The sequence below is a fragment of the Lacrimispora struthionigena genome (assembly GCF_048627165.1).
Classification (GTDB): Bacteria; Bacillota; Clostridia; order Lachnospirales; family Lachnospiraceae; genus Lacrimispora.
The window spans coordinates 865,064-880,422 of sequence record NZ_JBMBWP010000001.1 but is presented as its reverse complement, the minus strand read 5'-3'; the positions used below and the strand labels follow the sequence as shown (position 1 = coordinate 880,422).

At 41.6% G+C, this 15,359-nt stretch carries 12 protein-coding genes and 1 pseudogene; 3 read left to right on the top strand and 10 right to left on the bottom strand.

From position 1 onward, the window contains the following. Nucleotides 1-353 precede the first annotated feature (353 nt). Nucleotides 354-1,774, top strand: a protein-coding gene (locus ACOAOT_RS04015; RefSeq protein ID WP_420215795.1) for an IS3 family transposase whose coding sequence is annotated in 2 segments (ribosomal slippage) — nucleotides 354-840 and nucleotides 840-1,774 — 1,422 coding nt in all. Because the reading frame shifts where the segments join, the coding sequence is not laid out codon by codon here. A gap of 162 nt (nucleotides 1,775-1,936) precedes the next feature. Here ACOAOT_RS04015 and ACOAOT_RS04010 read toward each other — a convergent pair. The 7 genes and pseudogenes from ACOAOT_RS04010 to ACOAOT_RS03980 all read right to left on the bottom strand — a co-directional run bounded on the left by ACOAOT_RS04010 (nucleotide 1,937) and on the right by ACOAOT_RS03980 (nucleotide 8,511). Then, nucleotides 1,937-2,767 (bottom strand): glycoside hydrolase family protein, encoded by an 831-nt coding sequence (locus tag ACOAOT_RS04010; RefSeq protein ID WP_420215794.1) that lies wholly within the window; start codon nucleotides 2,765-2,767, stop codon nucleotides 1,937-1,939. Between the two features lie 95 nt (nucleotides 2,768-2,862). Beyond that, a complete protein-coding gene (locus ACOAOT_RS04005) occupies nucleotides 2,863-3,603 on the bottom strand; it encodes a hypothetical protein (RefSeq protein WP_420215793.1) in 741 nt (246 codons plus the stop codon). 324 nt (nucleotides 3,604-3,927) lie between these two features. Beyond that, a pseudogene (gene lysS / locus ACOAOT_RS04000) lies at nucleotides 3,928-5,424 on the bottom strand (lysine--tRNA ligase); the annotation flags it as partial. Between the two features lie 40 nt (nucleotides 5,425-5,464). Then, nucleotides 5,465-5,947, bottom strand: coding sequence for a transcription elongation factor GreA (gene greA, locus ACOAOT_RS03995; protein WP_104436990.1), 483 nt, complete (start codon nucleotides 5,945-5,947; stop codon nucleotides 5,465-5,467). 99 nt (nucleotides 5,948-6,046) lie between these two features. After that, nucleotides 6,047-7,015, bottom strand: coding sequence for a tRNA dihydrouridine synthase DusB (gene dusB / locus ACOAOT_RS03990; RefSeq protein WP_420215792.1), 969 nt, complete (start codon nucleotides 7,013-7,015; stop codon nucleotides 6,047-6,049). Beyond that, a complete protein-coding gene (locus ACOAOT_RS03985; RefSeq protein WP_277406655.1) occupies nucleotides 7,012-7,401 on the bottom strand; it encodes a DUF6145 family protein in 390 nt (129 codons plus the stop codon). The genes dusB and ACOAOT_RS03985 overlap by 4 nt, the downstream gene beginning before the upstream one ends. A 102-nt stretch (nucleotides 7,402-7,503) precedes the next feature. Then, on the bottom strand, nucleotides 7,504-8,511 hold the full coding sequence (locus tag ACOAOT_RS03980; protein WP_420215791.1) for a LacI family DNA-binding transcriptional regulator: 1,008 nt from the start codon (nucleotides 8,509-8,511) through the stop codon (nucleotides 7,504-7,506). A 357-nt stretch (nucleotides 8,512-8,868) separates the two neighbouring features. On the opposite strand from ACOAOT_RS03980, the gene ACOAOT_RS03975 reads away from it, so the two are divergent. Both ACOAOT_RS03975 and ACOAOT_RS03970 read left to right on the top strand, forming a co-directional pair. Then, nucleotides 8,869-10,350 (top strand): UxaA family hydrolase, encoded by a 1,482-nt coding sequence (locus ACOAOT_RS03975; RefSeq protein WP_420215790.1) that lies wholly within the window; start codon nucleotides 8,869-8,871, stop codon nucleotides 10,348-10,350. A gap of 34 nt (nucleotides 10,351-10,384) precedes the next feature. Then, nucleotides 10,385-11,872: a tagaturonate reductase gene (locus ACOAOT_RS03970; protein WP_420215789.1), complete on the top strand. Its 1,488-nt coding sequence runs from the start codon at nucleotides 10,385-10,387 to the stop codon at nucleotides 11,870-11,872. Nucleotides 11,873-12,012: 140 nt separating this feature from the next. Here ACOAOT_RS03970 and ACOAOT_RS03965 read toward each other — a convergent pair whose 3' ends face one another. The 3 genes from ACOAOT_RS03965 to ACOAOT_RS03955 all read right to left on the bottom strand — a co-directional run bounded on the left by ACOAOT_RS03965 (nucleotide 12,013) and on the right by ACOAOT_RS03955 (nucleotide 15,359). After that, the gene (locus ACOAOT_RS03965; RefSeq protein WP_420215788.1) at nucleotides 12,013-12,846 is read right to left on the bottom strand and encodes a sugar phosphate isomerase/epimerase family protein; all 834 of its coding nucleotides are present in this window, start codon (nucleotides 12,844-12,846) and stop codon (nucleotides 12,013-12,015) included. Between the two features lie 14 nt (nucleotides 12,847-12,860). Next, nucleotides 12,861-14,414 (bottom strand): glycoside hydrolase family 28 protein, encoded by a 1,554-nt coding sequence (locus ACOAOT_RS03960; protein WP_420215787.1) that lies wholly within the window; start codon nucleotides 14,412-14,414, stop codon nucleotides 12,861-12,863. Nucleotides 14,415-14,507: 93 nt separating this feature from the next. After that, nucleotides 14,508-15,359, bottom strand: coding sequence for a carbohydrate ABC transporter permease (locus ACOAOT_RS03955; protein ID WP_420215786.1), 852 nt, complete (start codon nucleotides 15,357-15,359; stop codon nucleotides 14,508-14,510).

The following is a 15,359-nucleotide window of genomic DNA, read 5'->3' as shown; positions in this document are numbered from 1 at the left end:
CTCTTTTAATGCATCCCAATATTAAGTTAAATGCCAAATACCTCACTTAATATAATATTTTTCATAACAAATCCTCCTTTCAATTTTTATGTAACCATTATAACACGGTGTTTTTTTCTAATCAATAAAAATGTTAAAATTCTAATTATAATTTGTCTTAGATTAGACAAGCATCTTAAACGAATTAAGTATTAAAATAGGAGACCGCAATCTATAAGCTACAATCTCCTTAGATCACTTCCTTTCTCCATTTTAGTTTGGCTTTAAGAACGCAAAAAAAGACATCTCTGATAGTATTGAACCGACCCCCAAAAGTTAGACCTAGAATCTAACGATTGGAGGTCGGTTTTATTATGTCAAAATACAGTTTTGAATTTAAAAAACAGGTGGTTGATGCATATCTACAAGGAAAAGGTGGATATACGTTTCTAGCTGAGAAGTTTGGAGTTACGAATAGGCGTCAAGTTTTAAATTGGGTTCATTATTACGAGAAATTTGGTGATGAAGGACTATTTCGTTCTAGAAAAAATGAGAGTTATTCTTTTGAATATAAGCTTCGTGTGGTAGAGTTATACTTATCAAGTGAAGTTTCATATCAAGAGCTGGCTCTTTCTGAAGGAATTAACAATAATGCATTAATTGCAAAGTGGGTAAATGATTACAGAATTGCCGGTCCTGATGCTTTGAGACCAAAGAAGAAGGGACGTAAGAAATCATTGGATTTATTTAGAAGAAAACAAGATATTCAGCCTACTGAGATTACTCCAGTTGATACTAGTGCTGAACATGTAAAGCAACTTGAGGACGAACTTCTAAAACTTAGGATTGAGAATGCTTATTTAAAAGAACTGAGGAGGCTGCGTTTAGAGGAGGAAGCTCTTCTGAAAGAAAAGCGAGAATCGTCTACAGCCTCCGAGGAGAATACAGACTAAAAGACATTCTCGCAGTTATTGGATTTCCAAAAGCAACTTATATGTATTGGCAAAAAAGATTTGATAGAGAAAATCCTAATCAGGAACTTGAAGATAAAATTTTAGAAATTCATAAAAATAACAAAGATTATGGATACCGTCGTATGTATGGAGAACTTCGTAATCAAGGATTTACGGTTAACAAGAAGAAAGTACAGAGAATTATGCAAAAGCTTAATCTTCAGGTATTCTCCTTTACCAGAAAGAGCCGTAAATACAGTTCTTACAAAGGGAAAGTTGGAACTGTAGCACCCAATAGAATCAGGAGACGATTTAAAACTTCTATACCTCATCAGAAGATTACGACAGATACTACTGAGTTTAAATACTATGAAGTCGATTGCAAGGGACATATGGCAATGCATAAGCTGTACCTGGATCCATTTATGGATATGTGTAATGGTGAAATCTTAAGTTTTGCTATTGATAAACATCCATTGGCTGTTAATGTAATGAATGCATTAAATGAAGCAATAAAAATAACATCTGATTGCCCATATCGCAGAACCTTTCATTCAGATCAAGGCTGGGCTTACCAAATGAAAGCATACTCTCATCGCCTCAGAGAAGAACGAATCTTTCAGAGTATGTCACGAAAAGGGAACTGTTACGACAATTCTGTTATGGAGAACTTTTTCGGACTTTTAAAACAAGAAATTTATTATGGTGTTGTGTATTATAGTTTCGAAGAACTAAAAAGTGAAATAGAAAAATTTATCAAGTATTACAATGAGAAACGAATTAAAGAGAAACTAGGATGGATGAGTCCTGTGCAATACAGACTCAGCCTCTTGGCAGCATAAAAGAAAAAGGCGAAGCGGAAAAATCCACCTCGCCATAAAGTCTAACTTTTAGGGGTCACCTCATATTTCTACTAACTGAGATGTCTTTAACTGGTTTTACAATAGGATTCCTCTCGGGTACCTATTCTATCAATTTATAAGTTTTCATTAACCTGCAACACCTCAATTATAAAGAGCGTACATCGTACCAGGGCCAGCTAATCCGTCAGCACTAAGGCCTTTGCTTGATTGGAAACGTTTAACAGCTGAAGTTGTTCCACTTCCAAAGACGCCATCTACTCCATTTGGATCAAATCCCCTGCAATAGAGCATCCCTTGCAAAATATGAACTGCATTTCCTTTATCTCCGGATTTCAATGTTTTTACAGCTGCTTTGGAGCCAGCTCCAAACACACCATCTGCAGTCACACCAAGAATTCTCTGATATGCTTTTGTTGCTGCTTTCTTTGTATTAGAACCGTATAATCCATCCGCTGTCAGACCAGAGGAATAATTACTGTTCAGCCAGCTCTGAAATGCTCTAATTGTAGAATCTCCTGTTGTGGTTCCACCACTAGAAGTCCCATATAAAAACATTTCCTTTTCTGCTGCCCGCCTTCTAACCAATCCGTCGAGCACCTTACCACCAGCATGAATCCACTTGTCGAATTCATCGGCTGCTCCGTTAATATCTCCTTTGTTTAACTTTTTAAGAAGCGTACTAGAACTAAAGTTACCCCCACCTAAATTAAATGTGAAAGATACCAGCGCATCAAACTGATTCTGACGAATGGCATATGTAACTTTATTGTTTACTGTATTCTCAGCTGATTTTAGATCAGACTTCAAATACGCCTCGGCCTGTGCTTCTGTGATCGTCATACCGGAATACACACCAGAGGTATGCCCATAACCTATAGTCCACACTCCTACAGAATCCTGATACGCCTTCAGTCTCAAACCTTCAAAAGATTTAATTAAATTAATACCTGCTTGTGATGTTGAAAAACTCATAATAATACCTCCGTTCTTTTTTAATGTACATGTACACTTATTAAAAAGAACGAAGGCGATAAAATGTAAACCTCTTTTAAATTCTAATGTATTACTTAATTATTGATATCAAACTCAGCTTTTGTATTAAAACCTATAAAATACAGCGGCTCTTTGCTATTTTTTTTATGTAAAAAAGCAACTGCTCCCTGCTTACTTTCCCCTTTGACCATTGAAAGATTATATATGTTATTTTCCAGATATGATGATACATCCTCCCCATTACTGTCACCATTAGAAAGTGCAAAATACAATTTTCCACTCTCCATAGAACCCCTGTTTTCTGCAAGATAAAGTTCTTCTGCTTCTCCTTCAGTATATGATACATTAAATGTTACGACTATATATTCCATATCATCTGCCGGTTTTGTCAGCTCTGCATTACCTTTGGACAGCAGTTTATAAGCCTCATCTCCCCTTTGGATGCTTTCCAGTTTAAGTGTTGCTTTTACAGGAACCTCCTGACCATCTACCAATTGTTTTCCTTCTATTATTTTTGATACTCCAGAATTCTGCTTCTCTGTATTGGATACATCCTTCTGATTTATGTCAACTTTTGTTTCTTGGTTGCCAGTTGTTTCCTCCTTTTTAGATGTTCCGTTGGATTTACTTTTTGTCTGGGCTTCTTCACTGGAACTTATCTCTTCTTTCGTACCCTTTGTCTCTTCTGAACTGCTCTGCTCAATACGAATCGGCTGGGTCTCCACATTCATAGAATCATCACTGGCCTTTTTACTCTGGCATCCTGATAATACCGATGCAACTACTAACATAGTTAATACATATTTTGTTCTCATTCTCATTCCCCTTCTTAAGCAACTAAGCCCCTGTTGGTGGACCTTGTTATTCATTATATTGACTATATTATAAATATTTATAATTTATTTATTTTACCATAATATTAATTTATTGGCAATATATCAAATATACCTATGCCAGGTTATCTGAATTTCAATTCAAAAGGGGGACTCCTGGTTTGGAAAGGTTCAAATACTGAATCAAAAAAGTTTTGCTTTATAGAAAAAGAAAAGCCCTCACTACTGGTTCATTCAGCAGAAAGAGCTTTTCTTTTTCTATTGTTAGAAACGAACTATAAAAGTTCCATCTTTTATTTATTTCTCCAGACTCTTCATCGTCGGGAACAACAACACATCCCTGATCGCATAACTATCCGTAAGCAACATTACAAACCGGTCAATACCAATTCCAATACCGCCAGTCGGTGGCATACCAATCATCAGCGCATTCACGAAATCTTCATCCATCGAGTTCGCTTCATCATCTCCCGCTGCCAAAAGTGCTTCCTGAGCCTTAAATCTCTCAATCTGATCCAGCGGATCATTCAGCTCAGAATAAGCATTCGCCATCTCCCGCTTTGTAATAAACAGCTCGAACCGCTCTGTATATTCCGGATCACTTGGCTTCTTCTTTGTAAGAGGTGAAATCTCAACCGGATGATCAATAATGAACGTAGGCTGAATCAGATGCTCCTCTACAAACTCTTCAAACAGAAGGCTTAAGATATCGCCCTTTTTATGTCTTGCTTCGTAAGCAACATGGTGCTGATCTGCAAGTGCTTTCGCTTCTTCATCTGTATGAATAGCAGTAAAATCAATATCCTTATATTTCTTCAGAGCGTCAACCATGGAAATACGCTCGAAAGGTTTAGACAAATCAATCTCTACTCCATCATAGGTCACAACTGCTGTGCCAAGCACCTTTAATGCAACCTCACGGAATAAATTCTCCACCAGATCCATCATGCCGTGGTAATCGGTATATGCCTGATAGAGCTCCATCAGTGTAAATTCAGGATTATGTCTGGTATCTACGCCTTCGTTACGGAAAACACGTCCAATTTCATAAACCCGCTCTAAACCGCCTACGATCAGTCTCTTTAAATAAAGTTCCAGAGAAATACGCAGCTTTACGTCCTCATCAAGGGCGTTGTAGTGGGTATCAAAAGGTCTTGCTGCTGCTCCGCCTGCATTGGCCACCAGCATAGGAGTCTCAACTTCCATAAATCCCTGTGCGTCCAGATGATTACGGATCTCCTTAATAATCTGGGAACGCTTAACAAAAGTATCGCGCACTTCCGGATTCATAATTAAATCAACATATCTCTGTCTGTAACGAAGATCGGTATTAGTAAGGCCATGGAACTTCTCAGGCAGAATCTGCAGACTCTTGGTCAGCAGTTCCACGCTTTCCGCATGGATGGAAACCTCTCCTGTCTTAGTGGTAAATGCGGTTCCCTTGATTCCAACGATATCACCGATATCAAGTTTTTTAAATTCTTTATAGGATTCTTCGCCAATGCTGTCTCTTGCTACATAGGACTGAATATTACCCTTTAAATCCTGGACATTACAAAAAGAGGCCTTTCCCATAACCCGCTTGGACATCAGACGTCCTGCGATGGAGACTTCTTTGCCTTCCCAGACTTCATAATTTTCTTTGATCTCACTGCTGTGTACGGTAACATCGTACTTTGTAACCTTAAACGGATCTTTTCCTGATTCCTGAAGCTCTGCCAGTTTCTCCCGGCGAACCTTAAGTAAATGGTTTAAATCCTCTTCTACAACCTGATTCTGGTTTTGATTCTGCTGTTCTGCCACTTGTTTTCACTCCTTTGTGAACTATGTTAAGGAAGTACTCTTAAGACACTCTCTGAATCTCAAGTACTTTGTACTGAATGACTCCTGACTGAGTCTCAACGTCAACAACGTCTCCCACTTTTTTACCAATCAGTGCCTGACCTACCGGAGATTCATTGGAAATCTTGTTCTGAAGGCTGTTTGCTTCGGTGGAACCAACAATCTTGAATTCCATCTCTTCGTCTTCATCCACATCGTAGACTTTTACTTTGCAGCCAATATTAATCTTATCTAAGTCTATTTCATCTTCTACGACTACTTCTGCATTCTTAAGCAGCTTCTCCAGCTCTTCGATACGCAGCTCGATGTCTCTCTGCTCATCTTTGGCAGCATCATACTCTGCATTCTCGGATAAATCGCCCTGTTCTCTGGCTTCCTTTATTTTCTGGGCAACTTCTTTTCTTTTGACTACTTTTAAGTTCTGAAGCTCATCTTCGTATCTCTTAAGACCTTCATAGGTTAAAATATTTTTCTTGTCTACCATGGTTTTTTACTTCCTCCTGGTTACTTACTCGCTAAATCACATTCCAGATATTATAGCGTAAACATCTGTAATTGTCAAGATTCGCGTCCCTTTTTCTGGTTACAATGCTCCAATTCTTTCTCGTACAAAACGCCTTAATTCTTCCATTGTTTCGACCTGATTGATATCGTTTCTCAATTTGGCCGAATGGGGAAGTCCGCCGGTATACCACGCCATGTGCTTTCTCATCTCACGCATGGCAACCATCTCTCCTTTGTGCTCTGCCTGCATGGTTCCATGACGCAGAATCATCTCGCTGATCTCAGCCGGAGTCGGCGGCTGTAACAGCTCTCCTGTCTCTAAATAATGCAGTGTCCTGGAAAAGATCCAGGGATTTCCTTTTGCACCTCTGGCGATCATGACTCCGTCACAGCCGGTCTGATCGATTAAGGCCCTGGCATCTTCCGGCTTAAAGACATCGCCGTTGCCGATGACAGGAATGGAGACAGCTTCCTTCACCTGCCTGATGATATCCCAGTCAGCAGTTCCTGAATAGTACTGCTCCCTGGTTCTGCCGTGGACTGCTATGGCTGCCACGCCGCTGCTTTCTGCCATACGGGCAAACTCCACTGCATTGCAGTCTTCCTCTGTAAAGCCTTTTCGAAACTTTACAGTGACCGGCTTTTTCACTGCCTTTACCATGGCAGTCAGGATCTTCTCCGCCAGCTTTATATCCTTCATCAGCGCGGAGCCTTCGCCGTTATTTACAATCTTTGGTACCGGGCAGCCCATATTCACATCGATTAAGGCAAATGGTCTGGATTCTATGGCAGCTGCCATATTCGCCATGATGTCCGGGTCGGAACCGAAGAGCTGGACACTCACCGGGCCTTCCTGATCGGATACACTTAACAGCTCATTGGTGTTCTTGTTCTTATATAAAATGGCTTTGGCACTGACCATCTCTGTGACCGACAGTCCGCAGCCCTGCTCCCTGCAAAGAAAACGAAATGGCAGGTCCGTAACCCCTGCCATCGGCGCCAGTATCAGATTATTGTCAAACGTTACATTTCCTATTCTAAGTTTCAACTGTCTTTTTCTCCGTCTTCTAATTCTTCTCCCAGATAAAAAACACGGTAGTACATCTCAAGGGACTGCAAAAGCTCCCGTTTTTCCCGCTGGTACTGCTTAATCTTTAATACACTTCCGATTTCATCGAACAAATAGTCCTCTTCCGGTGCGGTTACTTTAAATTCCAACGTTCCTTCTTCGTTAAACTCCAGAACCAGAACTCCGCCAATATCTTCGGTATAGAGCACACACATGATCTGAAGCTCCTGCCGGATGCTTTCCGGGAGACTTTTAAACTGTTCATTAAAATAATATTTCTGTTCATAAGAATTGGCGCCGCACAGCACCACTTTATCTTCAGCCTGCTCCATATCTGTCACCGTTCTTTCTGCCCGACCACGCATTCAAGCATGTTTTGTCCCCCTTCGGATACAAAGCATGCTTTCTGGTGTCGTTATGTTTACCGGTTTATAATTGTACCATACAAAAATAGAAAAAACAATAGCCTAAAAATCCGTTGTACAGCGCTTTACCAGCCTGCAGGGTACCTTGCAGTTCCGGCTGATTTGAGGATCTTTCTCCTGAAGAATCTTCATCATGTTGCTGATGGTTATATTACACAGTTCCTCTACCCGGTTATCAACGCTTGACAGCTCCGGATCGCTGCAGATGGAAAGTGCGGAATTGTTAAAGCCTGTAATACAGATATCCTCCGGTATCTTTAACAGCTTGGCATTTGCATACTTAATTGCTCCCACTGCAAGACCGTCGTCTGTACCGATTACACTGTCAAACCGCAGATCCCGTCGTTCCAGCAAAATATCACGTACGGTGTGGATCCGGTTTTTTACATACAGCTTTAAGTCTCCAAGCACCGGCAGACCATGGCTTTTTAAGGCTGACTCATAACCGGCAAGCTTCCTTACAGCACTGTAGGAATGAGAATCGCACAGAAAGAGAATTCTGCGGCGGCCTGATTCGATCATCTGACTGGCCACATCATAGGTGATCTGATAATCATCTCCATAGGCGCAGTAAATATTCTCACCATCTAAATATCCATTAATTAAGAAGACCGGAACCTGTCTGGCTGCATCAAGCACATACTGCACACGGCTTTCTTCCCCCTCAGCACCTGCATAGGTGGAACCCACCATAATTAACGCGTCAATGCGTTTGGCTAAGAGAAGACTTACATACTTCTCCTTAATTGACTGTTCAAATCCGCTGCAGCACAGAATACAGTCGTAACCGTGTTCATGCATGCGGCTTTCTAAATGGGCAACTGCAGTTGCCATATAGGCATCGGATACATCCGGACATAGGATGCCGATGGTCTTCATAGAATCAAGGCCTAACCCCCTGGCAAATACGTTAGGTGTGTAGCCATTCTCCTCCATGATTGCCCTGACTTTTTGTTTTGTTTTTTCACTTACGCGGGGGCTGTCGTTTACCACCCTGGAAACGGTAGCAATGGAAACTCCTGCAAGCTCTGCAATATCATATATGTTCATCCTGGTGTCCCTCTAAACGTCTTTATTATTCACCGCCTGAATGGAATTCAGACAGACGTTTCCCCTTTTACTGTGCCAGCGTTATTGGTCGCTCTGTTTGGCCATATCAGCAGGGAGCGTAAGCGCTTACACTTATCTCGATTCATTATACATAATATTTCTGCATTACGCAACTGTTATTACCAGGGAAACAGGAAAAATGGTGTATGTTTTTTCTATATTGTTCCCATAATTAAAAGAAATATGTTTGTTTTATTTTTGCCTATTGACTAAGAGAATAAAATGGTGTATGTTTTATGTAAGTACTTACATTGCATCTGAATATCGAAACTGGTACTAAGAAAGGAAAGGAAGCTTATGCAGGACTTTATCAAAATTAATTCCGAAGACAACGTGGCAGTCGCATTAAAGCCGCTTGCTTCCGGCAGTGCTATTGAGGTGGACGGCACAGCGGTTATTCTTCTGGAAGACATCCCACAGGGTCATAAATTTGCCCTGACAGATATACCTGCCGGCTCATCCGTCATCAAATACGGCTGTGCCATCGGCATAGCAAAGGAGAATATTGGGACTGGGGCCTGGATTCACACACACAATTTAAAAACAGGATTAGGGGATTTACTGACTTACACGTACAACAAACAGGAGATCGAAGTTGCTCCAACAGAAGAACGCTTTTTTAACGGTTACCGCAGACCCGACGGACGTGTGGGCGTGCGTAACGAAATCTGGATTATTCCTACCGTAGGCTGCGTGAATAAAATCGCGACTGCCATTGAACGTGCCTCTTTAAAACATGTAAAAGGAAGCATCGATGCGGTTGCTGCTTTCCCTCACCCATACGGATGTTCCCAGATGGGCGATGATCAGGAATTTACCAGAACCATTCTGGCAGATTTAATCAATCATCCAAACGCTGGTGGCGTGCTGGTACTTGGACTTGGCTGTGAGAACAGCAACATTACCGAATTAAAACGCTATATCGGAGAATACGATGAGCGCAGAGTCAAATTCCTGGTAGCTCAGGAGTCAGAAGACGAGATCTCCGATTCTCTTGAACTCATTGATCAGCTGGCAGAGTATGCAGGAACCTTTCACAGAGAGCCCATCAGCTGCAGCGAGCTGGTAATTGGAATGAAGTGCGGCGGTTCCGACGGATTATCCGGAATTACAGCCAATCCTACTGTTGGAGAATTTTCAGATATGCTGGTTTCAAAGGGCGGAACTACGATCCTTACAGAAGTTCCGGAGATGTTTGGTGCGGAAACCCTTCTTATGAACCGTTGCCAGAACGAAGAAACCTTTGAAAAAACTGTTGATTTAATAAATGACTTTAAGAATTATTTTACGAGCCACAATCAGACCATTTACGAGAATCCTTCTCCAGGTAATAAAAAAGGCGGTATTTCCACACTTGAGGACAAGTCCCTGGGATGTGTTCAGAAGTCCGGCAGAATGCCTGTGGTTGATGTATTAAAATACGGTGAGCCGGTACGCAATAAAGGACTGAACCTTTTAAGTGCTCCAGGCAACGATCTGGTGGCTTCCACAGCCCTTGCTGCATCAGGTGCCCATATCGTTTTATTTACCACTGGACGCGGCACTCCATTTGCATGTCCCGTACCAACCATGAAGATTTCCACCAACTCTGCTCTCAGTCAGAAGAAGAATAACTGGATTGATTTTAACTGCGGAGTGCTTGTGGAAGGAACCGATATGGAGACTCTTAAAAATCAGTTTTTTGACTTTGTTATTGAAGTTGCCTCCGGCAAGATGGTGAAATCAGAAGAAGCAGGTTTCCACGATATGGCCATCTTTAAGCAGGGCGTAACATTATAAAATATTTTTGACTACCTATAAGGAGACAAACGGAATGGAAAAGTTAAGCTACCAAACACTGGAAAAGCTGGGTTATGACGGATATTTATTAAAAGATGCACCAGAGCGTGTACTGCAGTTCGGAGAAGGAAACTTCTTAAGAGCGTTTGTTGATTACTTTATCGATGTTCTCAATGAGAAGACCGGATTTAATTCAAAGGTTGTTTTATGCCAGCCAATCGCTCCTGGTCTTGCTGATATGATCAATGAGCAGGAAGGTCTTTATACCCTCTTTCTCCGTGGCTTTGAGAATGGTCAGAAGGTAAATGACAAGCGTGTCATCTCCTGCGTAAGCAGATGTTTAAATCCTTACAGCGAATATGAAACCGTTCTTGCCTGTGCAGAAAACCCGGATCTCCGGTTTATAGCCTGCAACACCACTGAGGCTGGAATTACTTATGACCCTTCCTGCCAGTTTACCGATGTACCGGCTGACAGCTATCCTGGAAAGCTGACTCAGTTCTTATACAGACGTTTTGAGAAGTTCGGCAAGGAAGCTGGAAAGGGATTTGTGATTCTTTCCTGCGAGCTGATTGACAACAACGGAAAAGAACTGGAAAAATGCGTATTAAGCTATGCAAAACAGTGGAATTTAGGCGATGAGTTCTTAAACTGGATTAAAGCAGAGAATATCTTCTGCTCCACACTGGTTGACCGTATCGTAACCGGTTATCCAAGAAACGAGGCAGCTGAGATCTGTGAAGAATTAGGCTATATTGACAACATTATCGATACTGGTGAAGTATTTGGATTCTGGGTAATCGAAGGACCAGACAGCTTAAAGAAAGAACTTCCATTTGAAGAAGCAGGTCTTCCTGTTGTTATCTGCGGAGATCATAAGCCATACAAACAGAGAAAGGTTCGTATCTTAAACGGTGCTCATACCTCTTTTGTTTTAGGAGCCTACCTGGCTGGGCAGGATATCGTGCGCAACTGTATGGATGACGAAGTGATCTGCGGATTTATGAACAAGACCATTTACGATGAAATCATTCCTACCTTAACTCTTCCGGAGGAAGAATTAAAGAGCTTTGCAGCTTCCGTAACAGAGCGTTTCAAAAACCCATTTATTGACCATGCGCTGTTAGCTATTTCCTTAAACTCCACTTCCAAATGGAAAGCCCGCGTAATGCCGTCTTTAAAGGGATATGTAGAGAAGAATCATGCGCTTCCAAGCTGCATCACTGCTTCCTTTGCATTCTATATTGCATTCTACCATGGAACAACACTGACAGAAGACGGACTGACTGCAGTACGTCCTGCTGGTGATACCTATACAGTAAAAGATGATAAGCAGATTCTCCAGTTCTTCTATGACCACAAAGACGAGGATGCAGCTGCTCTTACCCACTCTGTCTGCACAAATACAGAGTTCTGGGGTGAGGATTTAACTGCCATTGAAGGTTTTGAAGCGGCTGTTAGCGGATATTTAAAAGATATCGAAGAAAAAGGCGCTTACGCAGTTATGAAGGAATGTTTATAATTAAAGGGTGAGACTTGTCATACCAATGACGATCACGACAAATACAAGTCCAAACGGATAAAAGAAAGAGCTTTGATTGGTATAAACCAGTCAAAGCCCTTTTTTATTTTTATTAATCAAATGTTATCCGAAACTACTGCTTAATTGCAGCTGTAATTTTCAAGAAACTTTCTTGACCACTCCGCATTATCCGGCGTACTGTCCTCGATTGTCATCTGAATGTATGGTTTGTCTTTCTTTGCAAAATTCAGAATTGTATCATATTTCATAACTCCGGTTCCAGGTGCTCCGGAAACCACTTTATCGCCTTCAATTACGAAATCCTTCATATGAAGAACGTCAGTATACTCTCCCAGATCCTGGATGGCTTCTGTAATCACCTTGTCATATTCACTGCTGTTTTCTACAGACAGTAAGTTAACCGGATCAAGAATGATTCTTAAATTCGGGGAATTGATTGCTTTTAACACCTTAAGAGCCTGCTTGGAATTGTATACGATATGGCTCCATACCGGTTCGATTGCCATGATTACACCGAATTTTTCTGCACATTCCACAACCGGACGAAGGTTGGTAATAAATGTCTGAAGAGCTTCTTCTGTATGGGATGCCGCCTCAAAACGGTATTCTGCATTGGGGTTTCCTGTCTCGGTTCCCACTACGCTGCAGCCTAAGATAGAAGCAAAACGAAGATGGGCAAAATAACGCTCCTGAATCTTCTTAATCTCTTCCGGATCTGGATGCGCCAGGTTTAAATAGCAACCTAAAACAGCGATATCCATATGATACTCTCCGAATTTGTTCCGAAGATAGGAAGCAAATCCCGGTGTTAAGGCAGAATTCTCCACTGAATGATCATTGATTGTCTTTGTCAGCGCCAGGTGTACACAGGAAAATCCCTGTTCGCTGGCTATTTTTAAACGTTCCTCTATGGTACCTGGTGCCACATCGTGTAATCGAATTCCAATCTGCATTGTACTCTTCTCCTTTAGATCGTTTCGTAATGATTAATATTGCTTAATTCAAATGCTTCCCCTTCCTGTCCGGAAATTTGAACATTTTCACAGATTAGGGTGTCCACATTGCTGATACAAAAGCCTTTTTTGGTGCACTCTCCCACTCCGCTTAACATAGCGGGAGCTCCTGACTTCGCCTCTTTCGCAAAGGAAATGGTAACGTTCTTAAATTCAATGCGTTCAATCTTCTTTTCCGGAAGACCATAGAGAAAGGAGGCTGCCACATGACAATTAGCCGCTTTTATATTGGTAAAGCTGAATCTTCCGATCTCAGGCGTTCTGTCATCAACCGGAAGTGGTTCTCTGCACTGAACGTATTCTGATTTTCCATCGGGATCACAGAAGTAGAAGCCATTGACTACAAACGGGGTCATAACATGATCCATATCAATGTGGTCAAAGGCAATATCCGTAAGAACGGAGTCTTTTCCTCTTCCTCTTCTGGTCTTGATCCGCAGACCTCTATCTGTATGGCGGAACAGACAGCGTTCTACCAGGATGTTTTTCACACCTGCACCGACTTCACTTCCAATGGTAACGGCTCCGTGACCGTTTTCCATCAGACACTGGCGAATGGTGATGTTCTCAGAAGGCTTTTTATATCTGCGTCCCATATAAATCTTGCCTGACTTGATGGCAATACAGTCATCACCCAGGGAAAAATGAAGTCCCAGTATCTCCACGTCCTTACAGGATTCCGGATCCAGTCCGTCTGTATTGGGGGAATCTGCCGGATTGCTGATGCTTAAATTTAAAAACTTCAAGTCTTCACTAAAATAAGGATGAAGAACCCAGGTGGGACTGTTTTTTAAAGAAAAGCCCTGAAGCGTAATCTTCCTGCATCGTTCCAAAAATACCATACGCGGGCGGAAGGCTCCCTTCATCACTCTAACATTGTCCCACCAGTTGTCAAAGGAAGCCTGTCCGTTTATGATTCCTCTGCCATAGATTACTACATCTTCCACATCGATACCGGTGATGATGCCTGCAAACATGGGAAGGGGATTGCCCTCCCAGGTTCCCAGATTATAATCATCTTTTTCATCATAACTCTCGATCATTCCGGGGAACTTTGGATACTGATACCGGTCAGTCTCTGCAAGGAGCTCCGCTCCCTCTGAGAGCTCAATCTTAATATGGCTCTTTAAAAACAGACTGGTAACTTTGTATTTTCCTGCAGGAATCAGCACTCTTCCGTCTTTGGGACATGCCATAATCGCAGCCTGAATGAAAGGAGTGTCGTTTTGGATTCCGTCTCCAAGAGCGCCAACTTCCCTGACATTGATGGTAACAAATTCATAATCCGTATGGAAATTTACCTCTGCCTTTTCTCCATTTCTTTCCAGAGAAATATTATAGTCCATATCCGGCTTTAAGTCAAACAATGTAAACACAACCTGCTTTGTCTCTCCCCGGTTCTCTCCGTTTACCAGAATCTGGCCCGGAGTATCAAATTCATAGATTGTTTCTGTGATTGTCTCTATGGTTACAGAACGTGCTGTCTGAAATACAACTCTTAATTCCATACTGTTAAACCTCACCTGTAAGTTTTCCTGTGTTATTGTTTTTTCTATTGAAAAAGAGCGCAGCAATTACATACCACGCCCTCTTTTTGATCTTTAACCTTTTACTCCGCCTGCAGCAATACCATCAATGAAGGAATCCTGCGCACAGAAGAATACAATCAGAGAAGGAATAATGGAGATAAGTGACATCGCCAGAATTCTGTTCCACTGAAATCCTACATCACCGTCCATTGACATACGTAAGTAAATGGAGTTTGTATATTTCGGCATGTCGGAAACGTAGATCAGGGGTCCCATAAAGTCATTGGAAGTCCACATAAACTGGAACAAAGCAACGGATACCAGTGATGGCTTTAACATGGGAACAATGACATACCATAATGTTTTAATTGAATTACAGCCGTCAATCTTAGCTGCCTCTTCCAGCTCTTTTGGCACACCTCTTAAAAACTGAACCAGCATGAATAAGAAGTATGTGTCTCCTGCAAATAAAGAAGGGATTACAAGAGGAAGATAGGAATTTGTCCAGCCCCAGTTATTAAACATAATGTACTGAGGTGCATTTAAAACTACCTGAGGAAGGAACAGGGTGGAAATCATAAGAGAAAAGAGGATTGCTTTTCCTTTGAATTCAAACCGTCCAAAACCGTAAGCAGTAATGGTAGCTGATATTACAGTGAAAATAACCTTTGGCACTACGATTTTATAAGTGTTTAAAAGTGATTTAATCAGGTTGATTTTACCGCCGTAATCAACGAATGCATTGGCATAACCGTCTGTAACCGGGTTCTTAGGCCAGAACCATGCGCTGGTAAAAATCTCTGAGTTGGTCTTAAAGGTCGCACCTACCATCCAGATCAGGGGATAAACCATAATGAATCCAATTAATACGAGAAGAGTATAACGGATTATTGTACTTATTTTTCTTTTTGTCTCTTTCGTCAT